Raw genomic sequence first — 19,586 nt, forward strand, 5'->3', positions numbered from 1 at the left:
TTCATAATCAGCGCTTTACACTCTTCTGACGTGTCTTCTTGACCTGGCGTCCCTTCTTCAGGTCATTGTCCTTTTTAACCCGCTGCCGCGGCGTCATACGCTCGACTTTGTTGGCGTAAGGGTTTTCGCCGGATTTGAACTCGAAACGAATGGGCGAGCCGGTCACATCCAGAACTTTTCGAAAGGTGTTTTCAAGAAACCGTTTGTAGGAACCTGGCAAAGCATCCACCTGATTCCCGTGCACCACAATGCGGGGAGGATTCGATCCACCCTGGTGAGCAAAACGCAACTTAATGCGCCGGCCCTGCACCATCGGGGGTTGGTGTTGAGATACGGCATCCTGCAGGATCGCGGTGAGTCGATTGGTTGGCCACTTGGCCATGGCCGAGTCGTAGCAAGCCTGGACAGATTCATACATGACGCCAACACCGGAGCCGTGCAGAGCGGAAATATAGTGTTTGTCCGCATAATCGAGGAAATCCAGACGGCGCCGCACCTGCTCTTTCACTCGCGCGCGCTCCTCCGGGTCCATGCCATCCCACTTGTTGACAGCAATGACCAGCGAACGACCGGCATCAAGGACAAACCCGATGAGGTGCAAATCCTGATCCACGAGCCCTTCACGGGCATCGATGACCAAAATCACAACGTGAGCGTCCTCGATAGCCTGAAGCGTCTTGATGATGGAAAACTTCTCGACGGTTTCACGGACATTCTTCCGTCGACGAACGCCCGCGGTATCAATCAAAGTGTACTCTTTGCCGTGCCGCTCATAGGGTATATAAACGCTGTCACGTGTGGTTCCCGGCATGTCATAAACCACCACCCGGTCCTCACCCAACATTCGGTTGACAAGAGTCGACTTGCCAACGTTCGGACGACCGACAACGCCAATACGAATACCCGGGTACTTGCTGGCACTATCCTGCTCCGCAGTTTCCTCAGGCGTTGGCAGCAGTTCTTCCAGCAACGACCGTATGCCCCGGTTATGGGATGCCGCAATCAGGAAGGTCGACTCGAATCCAAGACTGTAGAAATCTGCCGCCGCAATGTCGGGGTCCTGACCGTCGGTCTTGTTCACCACCAAATGGGCCTGTTTCCCGGAACGACGCAGATGGTTGGCGATGGTTTCGTCTCCGGCGGTCAGGCCTGCCCGGCCATCCACCAGGAACAGAACGATGTCCGCCTCTTCCACCGCTTGCAGGGATTGCCGCGCCATTTCGGCATCCAGACCCTCTTCATCTCCGGTCAGACCGCCGGTATCAATAACGATGAAACGCTGCCCCTCGTAGTTGCCATCACCGTATTTCCTGTCACGTGTCAGACCGGGAAAGTCCGCAACCAGGGCGTCACGGGACCGGGTCATTTGGTTGAACAGGGTCGACTTACCAACGTTGGGACGGCCGACAAGTGCAATTACTGGGGTCATATGTTTCGCTACTTGAAAAAGAAAAACAGCCCGGACTGGGAGCCGGGCTGCGGGTTTATTCGCTGGGCTGTATTTGCAGGACTGACATCCTGCCGCCGTTACCATAGATCAACAGGTTACCATTCTCCAGCCGCTGTGCCGGTACGCGGATACCGTCATCATCGAAATCCAACTGGCCCTGCAGGCTGCCATCCTCACGGGAAAACACGTGCAGGTAGCCTTCGTAATCTCCTGCCACGAGATAGTCACCGGAAATCACAGGCTGGGTCAGCTGACGCCAGGCCAGGCGATCTTGAGTCCAGAGTTCACGCCGGTCCGAGCCACGAAGCGCAACCACGTTCCCGTTGGCCGACGCCAGGTAGATGTTTCCACCGCCAATCGTGGGGGAATAGAGACTGGAAGCCTTGCGATTCCAGATTTCCTGTCCGGTGCGCACATCCACCAACGCCAGCTTGCCCTGATACCCAACCGCCATGATGGCGGTATCCACTACAATGGGTTGTCCGGAGATATCAACGAGTCGCTCGAGTTCGGTTCTGCCCTGAGGCTCGCCCACCGCGTATTGCCAAAGCGGCTGGCCGCTATCCGCTGACAACGCAATCAGCTTGCCGTTGGAGAACGATGCAATGACCACATCCCCGCCAACCAGCGGTGCGGCAGCGGCTCGCATCGACAGGACCGGAACCACTCCGTCGTAACGCCAGAGTTTGTCACCGGTGGCGGCATCAAAGGCGAGCACACGCCCATCGGTCGTCTGGGCAACAACCATTCGGCCATTGGATTGAGGCGCCGAGAGTACCTCAGTGGGTAGCTCAACCCGCCAGGCTTCCGCACCATCTTCCCGCGAAAGCGCAACAAGATCCGCCTCCTGAGTGGTCAGGTAAAGACGTTCAGCGTCTCCTCCTACACCGGAGAAAATCCGATCCTTCAGTGTTTTTTTCCAAACCACCTTGCCCTGGTCCGCACCAACGGCATACACCGTGCCATCGGCCGACGCGGCATACAGTACATCACCGGTATTGAGCGGCGAGAGGTACAGATACTCATCATCATGGCCGTCGCCGACCGACATGCTCCAGACCGGCTCCAGCTCGACAGAGGCTTCGATGTCGGGTACCGGCCGCGGCTGTTCGAACGTATCCGTGGTGCTGCAACCAGCCGCGCCAAGCAGGACGGCGAGCCCCAGTAATCCGGGCGCTGATAGTCTGTTGCGAGAGCGCCGCATCAGGCCCCCTCTCCAACGCCGAGGTCAGACAGCTTCAGCTCCAGGATGCCGGTTCGGCCAGCGTCACTTTGTTCGCGCGCAGCCAGATAGGCTTCCTTCGCCCCCGCTTCGTCGCCCTTGGCCAGCAGGATGTCGCCTCGCAATTCGGAGAAGATCGGCGCAAAGGGGCCAGCGTCGCTCGCCCCGTCAATCGTGGCAAGCGCTTCGTCGTGAAGGCCGGCATCAAACTGGGCCCGGGCGAGGCGATTCTGGATCACAAGCTTAAGTGCCTGATGGTCGCCGGCCTGATCCTGAGCCCACTTCAGCGCTTCGATGGCGGCTTCCGCCTCACCGTCCACCAGATGCTGCTTTGCCAGAATCAGATTGCCGTATACCGCGTAGGCACTGTCACCATGATCTTCCCGCAGCGCCTTGGCAACGAAATCGACGGTTTCGCCAGTGGTTTCATCAGACTGGTTGCCGAAAGCATTCAGAAGGTTGGCAAACTGGGCCGCGGCTTCAGCACGTTGCTGCGTCTCATGGTTCTGCCAAGCCTGCCAGCCAAAGACAATCGCCAGGGCAGCACCGATACCAATCAGCAAAGAACTACCGTTTTTCTTCCACCAGTCCTTAATTGCCTGGATCTGTTCTTCTTCGGTGCGCAATTCAGCCATTGTGACTCCTGTAAATCAGTTTTACGTTGTTGTTCGAGGTAATTTCAGTGATTAAAAACGTTGCTCAGCGTGGTGGCCAGTTTCGCCTGCTCGATTTCCTGCTGGCCTTCATCGGAACGCAACGGCTTCAGTGCAACGGTGCCATTTGCAAGTTCGTTTTCGCCGATGATCAGAGCATAACGGGCCCCGCTTTTGTCAGCCTTTTTCATCTGGCTCTTGAAGCTGCCCCCCCCACAATGGGACACAATGGTCAGCCCGGGTAACGCGCTGCGAAGCGATTCAGCCAGAACCATGGCCTGCGGGACTGCCGCCTCGCCCATCGCGGTGACATAGATATCGGCATTACTGGTGACGTGCGCCGGGATGAGATCAAGGGTTTCAAGCAACAAAATCAGGCGCTCCAATCCCATTGCGAAACCGACCGCGGGCGTGGCCTTGCCGCCGAGCTGCTCAACCAGTCCGTCGTAACGACCTCCCGCACAGACGGTGCCTTGGGCGCCAAGGCTGTCAGTGACCCACTCAAAAACCGTCTTCCCGTAGTAATCGAGGCCACGTACCAGTGCCGGGTTTACGGTGTAAGCCACATCCGCCGCGTCCAGCAATGCCTTCAGCTGCTCAAAGTGAGCACGAGATTCATCGTCAAGGTAATCGTCGAAGCTCGGCGCGCCTTCAAGAATCGCCCGGGTAGACGCATCCTTGCTGTCCAGGATCCGCAAGGGATTAGTTTCCAGACGGCGCTTGCTGTCCTCGTCCAGCTGATCTTTGTACTGGCCCAGGTAAGCCACCAGCGCTTCGCGGTAGACCTTTCGAGCCTGCGAGGTGCCGAGGGAGTTGATTTCCAGACGAGTGTGGCCGCCGAGCCCCAACGACTTCCAGAGTCTCGCGGTAAGAATCAGCAGTTCGGCATCGATATCCGGGCCGGTCATGCCGAAGCACTCCACGCCGATTTGATGGAACTGACGGTATCGACCTTTCTGAGGGCGTTCGTGGCGAAACATCGGCCCGATGTACCAGAGCCGGCGGGTCTGATTGAACAGCAGTCCATGTTCCTCAGCAGCACGCACACACCCGGCAGTGCCCTCTGGGCGAAGCGTCAGGCTGTCGCCATTGCGGTCTTCAAAGGTGTACATTTCCTTTTCAACGATATCGGTCACTTCACCGATGGAGCGCTTGAAAAGGTCAGTCTGCTCGACGATCGGCATACGGATTTCCTGATAGCCGTATTGCCCGAGCACGTTACGAACGGTGTCCTCGACAAACTGCCACACCGGTGACTGCTCCGGCAGGATGTCGTTCATGCCTCGAATTGCCTGAATCTTAGCCAAGTGAAACCCTTAAACCTATTGCTATCAACTGGAATCAATGAACCGAACGGGCTCAACCCTAGGAACGGGCGATGATCGCTTCGTCCTGCTCCTGCCGCCGCGCTACTTCGTCACGTATCAGACGCTCAAGATCGTCGGTTAGCGTGGCATTATCCAGCTTTTGGTTGGGCTTGCCAGACAGATAAAACAGGTTTTTCGGACTGCCCCCGGTCAGGCCGATATCGGCCTCTTTCGCTTCACCCGGGCCGTTGACAATACAGCCAATGATGGCCACGTCCATTGCGGTATTAACGTCCTCAAGGCGAGCCTCGAGGTCGTTCATGGTCTGGATAACATCGAAGTTCTGACGCGAACAACTCGGGCAGGCAATAAAGTTGATGCCACGGCTGCGCAATCTAAGGCTTTTCAGGATGTCGTAACCAACCTTGATCTCCTGTACCGGATCCGCCGCGAGGGATACCCGGATGGTGTCACCAATGCCGTCCATCAGCAGCATGCCCAGCCCGATCGAGGACTTGACGGTACCGGAGCGGAACCCGCCAGCCTCGGTGATCCCCAAATGCAGCGGCTGTTCAATCTGGCTGGCAATATTGCGGTAGGCAGCGACGGTCATGAATACTTCGGAAGCCTTGAGGCTCACCTTGAAGTTCTGGAAATCGTGACGATCGAGGATGTCGATGTGGCGCATGGCCGACTCCACCAATGCCTCGGGAGTCGGTTCACCGTACTTGCGCTGGAGCTCTTTTTCCAGAGACCCGGCATTCACACCGATGCGGATCGGAATGTTTCGATCCCGCGCAGCACTGATCACCGCACTGACCCGATCCTCACGCCCGATGTTGCCCGGGTTGATGCGCAGGCAATCAACGCCCAGCTCAGCAACACGGAGGGCGATTTTGTAGTCAAAATGAATATCTGCAACCAGTGGCAGGTTGACCTTATCGCGAATCTGGCCGAACGCTTCCGCTGCTTCCATCGTTGGAACGGAAACACGGACGATGTCGGCGCCGGCCTCTTCAAGCGCCTTGACCTGTTGAACCGTTGCCTCGACGTCGCAGGTATTGGTGTTGGTCATACTCTGCACCGCAATCGGCGCATCACCACCAACGGGAACATTGCCCACCATGATTTGACGGGATTTGCGTCTTACGATCGGGGATTCCTGTTTCATAGGGTATTGACCGATAACTCTTGGTTTATGGTGTTCACAACGACAGAGTGAACTCCGAACGATTGTTTACAACGCGGAAATTGCTGAGGTCCACGGGCTGGCCGGCAAACTGGATGGCACTAACCGCATCGACGGCACCAACAACTACGCTCAACGGCGCCGTTCCGGAAACTTCAAGGCGGTCGCCGCTGCGGCGAAGCGCGCTCACCAGCCGGTCACCGTCCGCATCGGTAACCTGAATCCAGCAATCGCCGATAAAACTGATCTCCAGGCTTACGGTGGTACCGGCGGAGTCCTCGGTTGCCTGAACCGGCGCCGCTTCCGTTAACTCCGGGGCCGCTGAGTCTGTCTCTGACTCCAGCCCCGGTTCGCCGACCACCGGCTCCTGAGTCATGGTTTCCGAGACCTCGCCGTCGCCGACTGCCGCCTGTTGTTGCGTGCTGGTTTCTGTAGCTACCGATTCGGACTCTGTGATATCAGCCACACTTTCAGACAGCAATGGCTCCTCAACTGAGGCCTCGTCCGAGGCATCCGATACCGGCACTTCAGAACTCGTGTCAGCAACTCTGTCGTCAAGTGGTCGCTCATCCTGCTCAGCTGTCCCACCAGCGGCTTGCTCCCGGGCGGCGGAATCGAGCTCAGGCGCACCACCTGCCTCAGACACCGTTGCTGTCGCCGGGCTTTCTTCCGCGCTGCCGGTTCCTTCTGGAGAAGTCAGTTCCGGTTCCAGCGTTTGCTGCTCCAGAGTGCTTTCGCTGTCCGGTCCTGCGCTCGTTTCGGGATCTTCCAGAGCCCCTTCGGTATCACCCGGGGCGGAGGCGTTAAACAGCTCTGACGGGAATTCAAAATCGGTTTTCGGCAAAATGAACGCAAACGCCAGGTAGCCGGCCAACACCAGAATCCCGGTAAAAAAGAGACCACGAGCCACACGGCGTTTCTTTTCACGACGCCGCTCAATATTGATCAGCGGGTTTGCCTCAACCGCCTCCTGTTTGGCCGCCCGCAGAGGCTCGAGTTCCTCATCCAGGTCGCTGATGATCTCATCTGCGCCCAGGCCGACCATGCGAGCGTAGGCCCTGACGTAGCCTTTCAAGAAGAGCTCGCTGTCGATTTTCTTGAATTCACCAGCCTCAATAGCCTGAATAACGCCGGTTCTCAGGTGCTGGGCATTGGCAACGTCGGTCTCGCTCAAGCCAAGTTGCTCACGCGCCCTTTTCAACTTTTGCCCAACCGACTCCCTGGGTTCCGGCTGAGATACTTCATCATTGGCCATTGGAAATCAGCACCTTATATTGTTGGTATTCGACTGACTCTGGGTAGTTATTCTTCAGCTGCAGCGCAAGACTGGCCGCCTGGTCATGGTCGTTCATGTTATGTGCGATACGAATCCCCGTGAGCAGACTCTCCGGAGAATGGCGCAGTCGCTGGTTTCTCTGCATCACTGAGGTAAGACGTGAGTAGTATCTAGAGGCATTGCTGTAGTCGCCCTGATCGGCTAACACACGAGACAGTGCCAACAATGAACGGGCGTCCCCGCGGGACAGCTCAACCGCCCTTCGGTACGCGGCTTCGGCCTGTTCTGACTGGTCAAGCTGCTCTTCGGTCATCCCCAGGTTATAGAACACCGAGCCCCGCTCCTTGTAATCGGTATCCCGTGAGGCGGCCCTGAACTGGTCACGCGCCTCTTCCATCCGGTTCTGTCCGAACAGAAACGCGCCGTAATAAACCCTGCCCCGGGTGTAGTCCGGATCTGCATCGATGGCTCGCTCAAAACTGGATTCTGCCAGTTCGGTCTCGCCCTCCGTGTTGTAGACCAGGCCCATAGCGGCCCTGGCGGAGGCACTGTCGGCATCAAGCTCCAGCGCCCGATCAAGGTGGTGACGGGCGCGCTCAAGGTTGCCCTGTCCGATATAGGCGGTTGCCAGCTGAACGTAATCCTCGATGGCTTCCTGGCGATCAGCCTCCCGGGAAAAACGGCTATCTACCGTGGTCACGCAACCTGTGACAAACAAAGCAGCCAGCAGCATGGCTACAGCCTCTAAACGCCAATTTGCCTTTCCGGATGTCACAGTGTCACCTACCTCATACAGGCTTGTTGCTGGTTATCGGATCAGGGATTAACCTGCTGAACATCAATATATCGCTGACTTCGCCGAGTCCTGTCCTCTACGCGCCCGACCAACTGACCGCACGCGGCATCAATGTCGTCGCCGCGAGTGGTACGAATCGTCGTCACATAACCCGCCTCATTCAGTACCGCCTGGAACCGGCGGGTTGCATTCATGCTCGGGCGTTTGAAATCGCTCTCCGGGAAAGGATTGAACGGAATCAGATTGATCTTGCACGGCAGCCCCCTCAGCAGGCTAACCAGCTGCGTGGCGTGTTCGGGCTGATCATTCATTCCTTCGATAACCGTGTACTCGATCGTTGCCTTTCGCTTGTCAGGGAGGCGGGCAAGATACCGGCGCGTGGCAGCCAGAAGCTCGGAGATCGGGTACTTCTTGTTCAACGGCACAAGCTTGTTACGCAGTTCGTCGTTCGGCGCATGCAGTGAGATGGCCAGAGACACATCAGTCACCTCGCCCAGGCGATCAATAGCGGGAACAACACCCGAGGTACTGAGCGTCACGCGACGCTTGGAAAGACCATACGCCAGGTCTTCCATCATCAGGTTCATGGCGTCGACAACGTTATCGAAGTTCAGCAGCGGTTCGCCCATTCCCATCATCACCACATTGGTGATGGGGCGGTCCGAGCCGTTTTCAAACGGCATGAATGATTTGCGCGCTACCCAGACCTGCCCGATAATCTCGGCGGCGGTGAGGTTGCGGTTGAAGCCCCGCTTTCCCGTAGAGCAGAACGTGCAATCCAGGCTGCAACCGATCTGCGAAGACACACACAAGGTGCCACGTTCGCCATCCGGAATCAGAACAGTCTCAACGCTGTTGCCGTTGTCCATCCGCATAACCCACTTGCGGGTCCCGTCCTTCGAGGTTTCGTCATACACCACCTCTGGACCACGAATTTCGGCAATCTCTTTCAGTTTTTCACGCAATGCCTTACTGACATTGGTCATTTGATCGAAGTCATCCACACCAGACTGGTGCATCCACTTCAGGATCTGAGTGGCACGAAAACGTTTTTCCCCCAGGGATTCGAAAAAAGCCTCCAGCTTCGTCTTTGGCATCCCTAGCAGATTCGTTTTTTCAGCGGCCGCCGTCATTACATAACCTCGATCAAATAACCAATGCGGAGGCGGCTTATCGCCGCCTCCAGACAAACCAATCAGCCGCGCGGGCAGATCTCGTTGTCATTGAAGAAGTAAGCTACTTCGCGCTCAGCAGATGCTGCGGAGTCCGAACCGTGAACAGCGTTCGCATCGATAGAAGAGGCAAAGTCCGCACGGATAGTGCCGGCCTCAGCTTCTTTCGGGTTGGTTGCACCCATCAGATCACGGTTCTTCAGGATGGCACCCTCGCCTTCCAGTACCTGAACCACAACCGGGCCAGAGGTCATAAAGGCAACCAGGTCGTTGAAGAACGGACGCTCTTTGTGCTCAGCGTAAAAGCCTTCGGCCTGCTCCTGAGTCAGGTGCATCATTTTGGCAGCAACAATTTTCAGGTCAGCTTTTTCAAAGCGGCTGTAGATTTCGCCGATCACGTTCTTTGCTACCGCGTCGGGCTTGATAATAGAGAGCGTACGCTCAGTTGCCATGGTGTTTCTCCATTAAGTTCAGGGTTAAAATTCAGGCCTGCGATTATACGCAGTCCTAAGCCGGCTGCCTACCGCACCGCGCGCAGGCGAGATACAACGTCAATAATATGTTTGCTGGCGAACTTCACATCATCAGAGGACGTGAAACGACCAAACGAAAAGCGCAGGGCCCGGTGAGCCTGCTCGTCGTTCAGCCCTATGCCTCGCAGCACAAAAGAGGGCTCCATAGTCGCCGAGGCGCAGGCAGAACCAGAGGACACCGCCAGCTCTCGCAACCCCAACATCAGGGATTCCGCTTCCACCCTGTCAAACGAAAGGTTTACGATACCCGGCACACGATGCTGCGCACTGCCATTGAGCGTGACCCCGTCAAGGTCAGCAAGCTGCGCAAGAAAGTCCGCCCGCAGCTGCTCTAGGCTGCCCATTTCTTCCTCAAGAAGGTCCCCGGCCAGCGCGAAGGCTTTCCCCATGCCCACAATCTGATGAGTGGGCAGCGTGCCCGAACGCATGCCCCGCTCATGACCGCCACCATGAATCTGCGCCTCAATCCGAACGTCCGGAGATCGGCGAACGTAGAGTGCGCCCACCCCCTTGGGGCCGTATACCTTGTGGCCAGACAGTGACATCAGGTCAACCGACAACTCGGCCACATTCAGCGGCAGCTTGCCGGCGGCCTGAGCCGCGTCAACATGAAACAGAACCCCTCGATCGCGAAGTAATGCGCCGATGGCTGCCACATCGGTGACACAGCCCAGCTCGTTGTTCACCAACATCAGGCTCACCAGCACGGTGTTGCCCTGGAGGGCATTCTCAACCTGATCCGGAAGAATCCGCCCATCTCCCTGCGGCTGCAACCAGGTCACCTCAACGCCACGCTGCTCCAGCCATTTGCAGGTATCCAACACCGCCTTATGTTCGATAAGCGAAGTAATGATGTGAGGCCGCTCCCAGCCGCCAACGGCACCCTTGATGGCCAGGTTGTCGGATTCGGTGGCGCCGGAGGTCCAGACGATTTCCCGCGGATCGGCCCCGATCAGCTGGGCGACCTGCCGCCGGGCTTGCTCAACGGCAGCCTCAGCCTGCCAGCCATACATGTGCGAACGTGACGCAGGATTGCCGAACACGCCATCCAGGGTCAGGTATTTGGTCATTTCTTCTGCAACAGAAGGATCAACGGGCGTCGTCGCCGCGTAATCCAGGTAGACGGGCTTATTCATGGTGTTTCTGGGCTTGGAGTTCAGGCCGGCGCCTGACTCGACAGGCGGTCGGTATTGATCGTATCAGAAGCACCGTCCGACTGACGGCGATTCTGCCGGTCCGCAACCTGGCGGATTTCATGCTTCTTCATCAGATCGCCCAGGCTGATTTCGCTCAGGAACTGATGAATCTGATCACTGAGATCGGACCACAGGTGATGAGTCAGGCACTTTTCGCCTTTCTGGCAATCACCTTTGTTACCGCAACGCGTAGTATCGAGCGATTCGCTCACCGCATCGACCACCTCGGCGATATACACGTCATCGGGTGTTCGGCTCAGGCGGTAGCCGCCCCCCGGTCCGCGAATACTGATTACCAGATTCTCCCGGCGCAGCCGGGCAAATAGCTGCTCAAGGTAAGACAGCGAGATCTCCTGCCGGGAGGAAATGTCGGCAAGACTCACCGGCCCCTGGTCTCCATGCAGAGCCAGATCCAGCATCGCCGTAACGGCATAGCGGCCTTTCGTCGTGAGTTTCATAACCTCTGCCCGAGCGTGGATATCAATCCGGTAAAGCAGGAGCGAGTATGAATTGACCTACTAAAACAGTCAAGTATTAGCCCTGGCGCTGGCTAGGCTCGTCCCGCACACAGTCAAAGTCCTCTTCGGCCAGCGGCGGCAACTCTCCGTTCGGATAATCGGCATTCAATTTCTTCAGTGCCTGGCACATGTTTTCGATGCGATCATCCACCGCATGCATGTGATCAAGCAAGGCTCGAACCGAACGCGCCACCGGGTCAGGCATTTCTTCCGTAACGCCGTAGGCGTCGAAGCCCATGCGTTGTTCCATTTCCTTACGCCGAACTTCTTCTCCGCCCTCTTCAGGACGCTTGACGATGACACGACCGGGAATGCCAACCACCGTCGCTCCGGCCGGCACCTCTTTGGTGACCACCGAATTGGAGCCCACTTTGGCGCCCTCGCCAACTTCAAACGGCCCGAGAATCTTCGCGCCGGCACCGACCACCACCCCATTGCCTATGGTGGGATGCCGCTTGCCCTTGTTCCAGCTGGTACCACCCAGTGTGACGCCCTGATAAAGGGTTACGTCATCGCCAATGATCGTGGTCTCGCCAATGACCACACCCATGCCATGATCGATAAAGAACCGACGCCCAATGGTTGCCCCCGGATGAATCTCAACCCCGGTAAACCAGCGGGCAAGCGTGGAAAGGGTTCGAGCTACCCACTTGAGGCCGTGACACCACAGCCAATGAGCCATGCGATGAAACAGAAGCGCATGCAGCCCCGGGTAGTTGGTCAGAACCTCGAAGGTATTCCGGGCTGCCGGGTCTCGGTGAAAAACGCTATTAATGTCTTCCCTTAATCGCTCGAACATCGCCATCTCTATTCCTTATCCGGGGCCCCGGTTTTTGCCGAAGCCGGCGTCACAGAGCCCTTGGTACCGACTGCTTTCTGAACGGAGGACAGAATGCCCCGCAGGATATTAACTTCCATCTGGTCCAGCTTGGCCCGCTGAAACAGTCGACGCAAACGGGTCATCAACTGACGAGGATTCTCCCGCCGATGGAACGAGACGTCCACCAACACCTGTTCCAGGTGACTGAAAAATCCTTCCACATCCTTTACTGACGCCAGATCCACGTCCCAACCCTCGTCACCGGGCATGGTCATGGGTTTAAGATTGGGGTTAGCGTCACCACCTTCAAGGCCTCGCAGGTAATGCATCCGCAACTCATAGCATATCACCTGCACGGCCATCGCCAGATTCAGCGAGCTGTAATCAGGGTTCGAGGGGATATGAATGTGGTAATGGCAGCGCTGAAGCTCTTCGTTGTTCAGCCCGGAACTCTCGCGACCGAACACCAGAGCTACCGAGCCTTTGGCCGCATGTACGCCTGCCGTCGCGGCGGCCTCAGGCGGTGCGATAACCGGCCAGGGAACCTTGCGTCCGCGGGCACTGGTGCCCATCACCAGCACACAGTCCTCCAGCGCCTCATCGAGTGAGGCCACAACCTGCGCCCGATCAAGTACATCTGAAGCACCCGATGAGCGCGCGTACGAAGCCTCATCCGGAAACGAGCCGGGATTCACCAACCAAAGGTTGCCCAGCCCCATATTCTTCATGGCACGGGCCACCGCACCGATATTGCCCGAGTGGGATGTTTCCACCAGAACAATACGGATCTGGTTCTGAAAAGTGTCAGTGCCTTCCTGGGGAAGCGCCGGTTTATGCATCGCTACGAAATCCACGCCAGATTAAGAAAGCGGCAATAGTACCAGAAAACTGAGTAGCTTCGAGGCTTCGAAGTTGCCGCAACCCGTTGCTATCCGTGCTATTGCTGAGTCAAAAAACGTACAAGCAGCAGTAACTTTTGCTATGATAGCCGGCCTTCACACACTCGGACATTGAACACTCAGATGCAACCAGCGATTAAAATGGCCCTGCGCGTTGCGCGCCAGGGTTCTGACTATCTGAAAGCCCACTTCGAGCGTCAGGAACCCAACAGCACGGAGGATGGCGAGCGCCGCCGGCAGCTGGATCGGGTCGAACAGTCGATTTATGACAACTTCAGCGAACAATTGGAAAAGGCCTACAAGGACCACACCATCGCACCGCTGAACGAAACTGACGCAGGCACCGCCGAGCGAAGCTGGCACATTTACCCACTGCTAGGAAGCGAAAATTTTCTCCGGGGCATTCCTGACTTTGTCATCGCCCTGGCACAGAAGAAAAACAACCGCACCGAAAACCTGCTGATCATCAACCCGATTACAGGTGAGGAATACTCTGCCAGCCGCGGCCACGGCGCCGCCCTGAACAGTCGTCGCGTTCGTACGTCTCAGGTAAAGGGCATCAATCAGGCAGCGATTGCATCCAACCTGCTTCAGCAGGCCCGCAAAAGCGAAGACGCCCAGCTTTGGGGCGAGATGACGGCCGTTCTGGCCAGCGAAGCGGCCATGATGCGCACCTCCGGCTGCCCGGTACTGGACATTGCCCGGGTTTCTGCCGGCCATCTCGATTCTGCCATCTTCTTCCGCCCGCAAGCAGTGGAGCTGGAGCTTGGCGGCACGCTGGCCATGGAGTCCGGCGCACTGGTCGGCGATTTCTCCGGTAACCCGTCGACCGGCAGCAATGCCCGCCAACTGGTTGTCGCCAACCCCAAGCTGTTCCGCGAAGTACTCAAGGCGCTGCATCCGTTCCGGGGCCGCCTGCCCCGCTGATTGAAAATCAGCCACAAAAAAAACCGCCATCCCTCGGGAGTGGCGGTTTTTTTGTGCGCCTTGAAACAGCTCAATCACATACGATTGAGCCACTCGGGCGGCTCCTCTTCTTCCGGAGCTTCACCGACACCCTCTTTGGCAGGCAACTGAAGGTCCTCACGAGACACGTTCAGTGCCAGCAACATATTCGCCGCGACGTAAATCGACGAATACGTACCCACAACCACACCGATGATCAGCGCCAGCGAGAAGTTATTAATCGCCTCACCGCCGAACAGATACAGCGCGATCAGCACCACCAAGGTGGTACCGGAGGTATTAATGGTCCGGCGAATCGTCTGATGAATCGAGGTGTTGATGATGTGCCAGGAGTCGCCTTCGCGCATTACCCGGAAATTCTCCCGGATACGGTCCGCCACAACGATGGTGTCATTCAGCGAGTAGCCGATAACCGCCAGCAACGCCGCCAGCACCGACAGGTCGAAAGTCCACTGGAACAGCGCAAACATGCCCAGCACGATGATGACATCGTGGGCCAGAGGCACAACCGAAGCGATACCGAATTTGAACTGGAAGCGCATGCCGACGTAGATCAACACGACCGCCAGCGCCAACAACATGCCCAGACCGCCATCCTCGCGCAACTCTTCACCCACCTGGGAACCGATAAACTCGGAACTGATAAGTTCGAGACGATCGCCATCAGCCTTCAGCGCATCCGCCACTTCCTGACCAAGCTTGTCGTTATCGGCCGCTGCAAGACGCACCAGTACCGTGGTGTCGGAACCAAAGTTCTGCACCACGAACTGCTCGTATCCTGCCTCAGTCAGCGTGGTCCGAACATCCTCCAGAACAGGCGCCTGCTCGTATTCGAATTCCACCGAGGTACCCCCGGTGAAATCGAGCCCAAGGTTCAGGCCGCGAACCGCCAGCAAAACGATGGAGACAATCACCAGACCAATCGAGAGCATGGAAGCAAGCTTCCGAAGCCCCATAAAATCAAATGGCTTTTTCTCTTGATCAGACATTTGCGAGCTTTCCTCCGATCGACAACTTTTCGACCTTTCGACCGCCATACACGAAGTTCACAATGGCCCGACTGACCATCAGTCCCGAGAACATGGACGTCAGAATCCCCAGACAAAGAGTCACGGCAAAGCCTTTCACCGGACCGGAACCCATAGCGAACAGAATGACCGCCACCAGCAAGGTGGTGATGTTTGCGTCGAAGATAGACACAAAGGCCCGGGAATAACCTGCGTTAATGGCTGACTGAGGCGGCGCACCGCTCTTCAATTCTTCCCGGATGCGCTCAAATATCAGGACGTTTGCATCCACCGCCATACCGACAGTCAACACGATACCGGCGATACCGGGCAGCGTCAGCGTAGCCGACAAAATGGACATACACGCCATCAACAGCATCAGGTTCAGCGTCAGCGCCACGTTGGCGATCAGGCCAAAGCCGCGGTAGTAAACCAGCATGTACAGCAGCACCAGGCCAAAACCGAGCGCAACGGACATCACGCCGGCATCAATGTTTTTCTGCCCCAGGCTTGGCCCAATCGTGCGCTCTTGCACGAAGTACATTGGCGCCGCCAACGCACCGGCCCTGAGCAGCAACGCCAGTTCCGCGGCTTCCGGAATGGAATCCAGGCCAGTGATACGGAAACTGCTGCCGAGCGCAGACTGAATGGTTGCCAGGCTGATAATACTCTTCTCTACCACGCGCTTATCAACGGCCGTCATCTCGCCGTCAACCATGCGGTTTTCAGTCTCGGTACGGAACTCGATGAAAAGTACTGCCATCCGACGACCAACCGCGGTGCGAGTGGCACGATGCATCTGATCACCACCGATGGAGTCCATGGTGATGTTGACCTGCGGCTGGCCATTTTCATCGAACGCCTGCTGGGCATTCGACACATTATTACCGGTGGTAATCACCTCGCGCTCGAGGCGAGCGGTACGACGTGGATTATCCCGGAAACCGAATTCCTCGACTTCACTGGCGCTGGTGTCAGACCTGGCTTCGAGACGGAACTCCAGGTTTGCGGTGGCACCCAGAACCCGCTTGGCCTGCGCCGTATCCTGAACACCGGGCAACTCGACGATGATTCGGTCGGAACCCTGACGCTGAACCAGCGGCTCGGCTACACCCAGCTCATTGACCCGGTTACGGATGGTGGTCAGGTTCTGCTCCAGGGCATATTCCTGAATGGATTTCACCTCAAGCTCAGAAAGCGACAGCACAATCTGACGCTCGCCATCCACAGTGCGCTCATCCATCAGGAACTGGTTGTAGCGATCACGAATCAGGTCAAAGGCTTCGGAGCGCTGCTCCTCGTCGCGGAAGCTCAGCACGATCTGGCGCTGACCTTCTACATCACCGCCGCGGTAGCGGATACGTTCTTCGCGCAGCTCGCGCTTGATTTCGCCGGACATCGCCTCGAGGCGCTGGTTGACAGCGGTATCCATATCCACTTCCAGCAGGAAGTGAACACCACCGCGCAAGTCCAGGCCCAGTTTCATCGGGCCCGCACCCAGGCTTCTCAACCAGTCAGGTGTTGACGGGGCCATATTCAGAGCCACCAGGTAGTCGCCGCCCAGTGCAGACTGGACCACAGGACGCGCCTGCAACTGGTCTTCGGCACCGTTCAGGCGAATCAGGGCATCCCGATCCTGAAGCGAACTGCTTTTAACCTCTATACCTTCAGATTCCAGCGCCTTCACCGCACGCTCCAGTACCGAGGCGTCTACCTCCGTGCTGCTGCGCGAGCCGGTGATCTGGACAGCGTAATCGTCCGGGAAGAGGTTGGGTAATGCGTAGACAAACCCGATCACAAGCGCGATCAGGATTATCAGGTTTTTCCAGAGGGGGTACTTGTTCAGCATGGGATCCCTTTAAGCCGGCCCGCAGGCCGGCCGTGGTGTTTCTGCCAGTTGATCTTGTTCTGCGGTAGGACCTGGCTTAGATGTCCTTCAGGGTACCTTTCGGCAAGGCAGCGGCTACAGCCACTTTCTGAACCTTGATCTCAACGTTGTCGGCAATTTCAACCACGATAAAATCATCCGTCACCTTGGTGATCTTGCCAGCCACGCCACCAGAAGTGACTACTTCGTCGCCCTTGTTCAGGCCAGCCATCAGAGCCTTATGCTCCTTCGCGCGCTTGGACTGCGGGCGCCAGATCAGGAAGTAGAAAATCAGGATGAAACCGGCGAAAAAGATGATCTGGCCCATCGCGCCCATACCCTGAGGAGCAGGCTCCTGTGCCATGGCGATTGCAGGCATCAGGGCCATCAGGCCAGCGATGAGCGTTTTCAGTACTTTCATTGAAATTCTCCGTTGGTTTTTTTCTGGATTCGTCAGGCGGAGCCCAGCGGCGGCACTTGTTCGCCGCGCAGGGCGTAGAAGTCGGCTACAAAGTCGGACAATGTACCTGCTTCAATGGCTCCACGCAATCCGGCCATCAGGTTCTGGTAGAACCTCAGATTGTGGATAGTGTTCAGCTGCGAGCCCAGCATTTCTCCACATTTATCCAGATGATGCAGATAGCTTCTCGAAAAATTCTGGCAGGTGTAGCAGTCACAGCGATGGTCCACCGGGCCGGTATCATGACGGTGCTTGGCGTTGCGGATCTTGACGATACCTTCCGAGGTGAAGAGGTAACCGTTGCGAGCGTTCCGGGTCGGCATGACGCAATCGAACATATCCACGCCACGACGCACCGCTTCCACGATGTCTTCCGGACGCCCTACCCCCATCAAATAACGAGGCTTGTCTTCAGGCATCTTGGGCGGGAGGTGGTCCAGAATTCGGAGCATGTCTTCTTTGGGCTCACCAACAGAAAGACCACCGATGGCGTAGCCGTCGAATCCGATATCAGTCAGACCGTTAAGGGACTGATCCCTGAGCGGCTCATACATGCCGCCCTGAACAATCCCGAACAGCGCGGCAGGATTACCGTCATGGGCTTTCTTGCTTCGGGCCGCCCAGCGCAGGGACAACTCCATCGACTCTTTGGCTTCTTTTTCGGTGGCCGGATACGGCGTGCATTCGTCAAATATCATGACAATGTCCGAACCCAGATCGCGCTGCACCTGAATCGCAATTTCAGGATTCAAGGTCACCGGAGAGCCATCGACTGGTGACTGGAAGGTCACCCCCTCCTCGGTAATCTTGCGCATTTCGCCAAGACTGAACACCTGGAAACCACCGGAATCGGTCAGGATCGGGCCACTCCACTGGGTAAAGTCGTGCAGATCGCCGTGTGCCTTGATGACTTCAGTTCCCGGGCGAAGCATCAGGTGAAAGGTGTTGCCGAGGATAATCTCGGCACCGATTTCGTGAATATCACGAGGCAGCATACCCTTGACGGTGCCGTAGGTGCCTACGGGCATGAACGCCGGCGTTTCGACAGTGCCCCGGGGAAAGGTCAAGCGACCCCGACGGGCCCGACCGTCCTCCCCGAGCTTTTCAAAAGACATAAAGCAGGATGTGCTCAAAATGGCTCCCCGAATCAATCTGAAAGAGTGCTGTCAGTGGCATCCGCCGGGCCGAGCAGCATTCCACGGCTGGGCTCCTGACAGCTGATGAACATGGCGTCGCCATAGCTGAAGAAACGATATTTCTCGGCGACAGCTTCCCGGTAAGCTTCCATTACATTTTCATAGCCGGCGAACGCACTGACCAGCATGATCAGGGTAGATTCCGGCAAATGGAAGTTAGTGATCAATGCATCCACGGTTTCGAACCGGTAGCCCGGACTGATAAAGATATCGGTTTCACCCCGGAAGGTTCGCAGACGCCCTCCCCGGCTGGCAGATTCCAGTGACCGGACCGATGTCGTACCTACCGCTATAACCCGCCCGCCGCGCCGTCTGGCACGCTCAACCGCCTCGACTGCGGCCTGCGGCACATGTACGACTTCGCTGTGCATAACGTGATCTTCTACCCGGTCCACTCGGACCGGCTGAAACGTGCCAGCCCCGACATGCAGGGTCACGAATGCCGTTTCCACCCCCATGGCGCGCACTTCATCCAGCAATGCCTCATCGAAATGAAGGCCAGCGGTGGGCGCTGCCACGGCACCGGGCTCTCTGGCATAGACGGTCTGGTAGCGTTCCCGATCGGTAGCCTCGTCCGGCCTGTCGACATAAGGCGGCAACGGCATGTGCCCGATGCGCTCAAGCACGTCCAGAACCGGTTCGCTGGCTTCGCAGGTAAGATGAAACAAGGCATCCTGGCGGCTGGTCATCCGAATGCGGGAGCCGTCTTCCAGGACGATTACCTGCCCGGCTTTCGGCGATTTTGATGCCCGCACGTGCGCAAGCAGCTCATGCTCGCCCAGCACCCGTTCCACCAGAATCTCTACCTTACCACCGGTTTCTTTGGTGCCGAACAGGCGTGCGGGAATGACCCGGGTATCGTTGAACACCAGAAGATCGCCCGGCTGGAGCAGCGCGGTAATATCGGAGAATTGACGGTGAACCGTTTGGCCGGACATACCATCCAGGCACAAAAGTCGTGAAGCCGATCGCTCACTGAGTGGGTAGCGAGCGATCAGTTCGTCAGGTAAATCAAAATAAAAGTCAGAAACGTTCATAGAGAAGGCGTGGTTGGGGCAC

19 protein-coding genes are annotated in these 19,586 nt (G+C 57.2%); 1 reads left to right on the forward strand and 18 read right to left on the reverse strand.

Annotated elements, in window-relative coordinates; all coding sequences use genetic code 11:
- Positions 1-7: 7 nt before the first annotated feature.
- The 13 genes from der to trmJ all read right to left on the reverse strand — a co-directional run bounded on the left by der (position 8) and on the right by trmJ (position 12,971).
- Entirely contained in the window at positions 8-1,429 is a 1,422-nt protein-coding gene (gene der / locus LPB19_RS12895) for a ribosome biogenesis GTPase Der (protein ID WP_206643305.1), read from the reverse strand.
- 55 nt (positions 1,430-1,484) lie between these two features.
- Positions 1,485-2,654, reverse strand: coding sequence for an outer membrane protein assembly factor BamB (gene bamB / locus LPB19_RS12900; RefSeq protein ID WP_206643306.1), 1,170 nt, complete (start codon positions 2,652-2,654; stop codon positions 1,485-1,487).
- Positions 2,654-3,307: a YfgM family protein gene (locus LPB19_RS12905; RefSeq protein ID WP_206643307.1), complete on the reverse strand. Its 654-nt coding sequence runs from the start codon at positions 3,305-3,307 to the stop codon at positions 2,654-2,656. Before LPB19_RS12905 ends, bamB begins: the two co-directional genes overlap by 1 nt.
- Before the next feature lie 44 nt (positions 3,308-3,351).
- Positions 3,352-4,605 carry a histidine--tRNA ligase gene (gene hisS, locus LPB19_RS12910; RefSeq protein ID WP_407943963.1) on the reverse strand — a complete coding sequence of 418 codons (1,254 nt, stop codon included), beginning with the start codon at positions 4,603-4,605 and terminating at the stop codon, positions 3,352-3,354.
- 85 nt (positions 4,606-4,690) lie between these two features.
- Entirely contained in the window at positions 4,691-5,803 is a 1,113-nt protein-coding gene (ispG, locus tag LPB19_RS12915; RefSeq protein WP_206643309.1) for a flavodoxin-dependent (E)-4-hydroxy-3-methylbut-2-enyl-diphosphate synthase, read from the reverse strand.
- A 34-nt stretch (positions 5,804-5,837) separates the two neighbouring features.
- Positions 5,838-7,076 (reverse strand): RodZ domain-containing protein, encoded by a 1,239-nt coding sequence (locus LPB19_RS12920; protein WP_206643310.1) that lies wholly within the window; start codon positions 7,074-7,076, stop codon positions 5,838-5,840.
- Positions 7,066-7,830 carry a type IV pilus biogenesis/stability protein PilW gene (pilW, locus tag LPB19_RS12925; protein WP_206643311.1) on the reverse strand — a complete coding sequence of 255 codons (765 nt, stop codon included), beginning with the start codon at positions 7,828-7,830 and terminating at the stop codon, positions 7,066-7,068. Before pilW ends, LPB19_RS12920 begins: the two co-directional genes overlap by 11 nt.
- Positions 7,831-7,913: 83 nt before the next feature.
- Entirely contained in the window at positions 7,914-9,026 is a 1,113-nt protein-coding gene (gene rlmN, locus LPB19_RS12930; RefSeq protein WP_206643312.1) for a 23S rRNA (adenine(2503)-C(2))-methyltransferase RlmN, read from the reverse strand.
- Between the two features lie 62 nt (positions 9,027-9,088).
- On the reverse strand, positions 9,089-9,517 hold the full coding sequence (ndk, locus tag LPB19_RS12935) for a nucleoside-diphosphate kinase (protein WP_206643313.1): 429 nt from the start codon (positions 9,515-9,517) through the stop codon (positions 9,089-9,091).
- 68 nt (positions 9,518-9,585) lie between these two features.
- Positions 9,586-10,734 (reverse strand): IscS subfamily cysteine desulfurase, encoded by a 1,149-nt coding sequence (locus tag LPB19_RS12940; protein WP_206643314.1) that lies wholly within the window; start codon positions 10,732-10,734, stop codon positions 9,586-9,588.
- Between the two features lie 20 nt (positions 10,735-10,754).
- Positions 10,755-11,252, reverse strand: coding sequence for a Fe-S cluster assembly transcriptional regulator IscR (gene iscR / locus LPB19_RS12945; protein ID WP_206643315.1), 498 nt, complete (start codon positions 11,250-11,252; stop codon positions 10,755-10,757).
- 76 nt (positions 11,253-11,328) lie between these two features.
- Entirely contained in the window at positions 11,329-12,111 is a 783-nt protein-coding gene (gene cysE / locus LPB19_RS12950) for a serine O-acetyltransferase (RefSeq protein ID WP_206645792.1), read from the reverse strand.
- A gap of 8 nt (positions 12,112-12,119) precedes the next feature.
- Positions 12,120-12,971 (reverse strand): tRNA (cytosine(32)/uridine(32)-2'-O)-methyltransferase TrmJ, encoded by an 852-nt coding sequence (gene trmJ / locus LPB19_RS12955; protein ID WP_206643316.1) that lies wholly within the window; start codon positions 12,969-12,971, stop codon positions 12,120-12,122.
- 183 nt (positions 12,972-13,154) lie between these two features.
- Between trmJ and LPB19_RS12960 the strand changes: the two genes are divergently transcribed.
- Positions 13,155-13,958 carry an inositol monophosphatase family protein gene (locus LPB19_RS12960; protein WP_206643317.1) on the forward strand — a complete coding sequence of 268 codons (804 nt, stop codon included), beginning with the start codon at positions 13,155-13,157 and terminating at the stop codon, positions 13,956-13,958.
- A gap of 74 nt (positions 13,959-14,032) precedes the next feature.
- On the opposite strand, the gene secF is transcribed toward LPB19_RS12960, so the two are convergent.
- The 5 genes from secF to queA all read right to left on the reverse strand — a co-directional run bounded on the left by secF (position 14,033) and on the right by queA (position 19,564).
- Positions 14,033-14,986 (reverse strand): protein translocase subunit SecF, encoded by a 954-nt coding sequence (secF, locus tag LPB19_RS12965; RefSeq protein WP_206643318.1) that lies wholly within the window; start codon positions 14,984-14,986, stop codon positions 14,033-14,035.
- Entirely contained in the window at positions 14,979-16,853 is a 1,875-nt protein-coding gene (secD, locus tag LPB19_RS12970; protein ID WP_206643319.1) for a protein translocase subunit SecD, read from the reverse strand. Before secD ends, secF begins: the two co-directional genes overlap by 8 nt.
- A 76-nt stretch (positions 16,854-16,929) precedes the next feature.
- Positions 16,930-17,292, reverse strand: a complete 363-nt coding sequence (gene yajC / locus LPB19_RS12975; protein WP_206643320.1) for a preprotein translocase subunit YajC — start codon at positions 17,290-17,292, stop codon at positions 16,930-16,932.
- Positions 17,293-17,324: 32 nt separating this feature from the next.
- Complete coding sequence (gene tgt / locus LPB19_RS12980) at positions 17,325-18,446, reverse strand: tRNA guanosine(34) transglycosylase Tgt (protein WP_206645793.1); 1,122 nt, start codon at positions 18,444-18,446, stop codon at positions 17,325-17,327.
- Positions 18,447-18,478: 32 nt separating this feature from the next.
- Positions 18,479-19,564: a tRNA preQ1(34) S-adenosylmethionine ribosyltransferase-isomerase QueA gene (gene queA, locus LPB19_RS12985; RefSeq protein WP_206643321.1), complete on the reverse strand. Its 1,086-nt coding sequence runs from the start codon at positions 19,562-19,564 to the stop codon at positions 18,479-18,481.
- Positions 19,565-19,586 lie beyond the last annotated feature (22 nt).

The sequence above is a fragment of the Marinobacter salinisoli genome (assembly GCF_017301335.1).
GTDB classification, from domain to species: domain Bacteria; phylum Pseudomonadota; class Gammaproteobacteria; order Pseudomonadales; family Oleiphilaceae; genus Marinobacter; species Marinobacter salinisoli.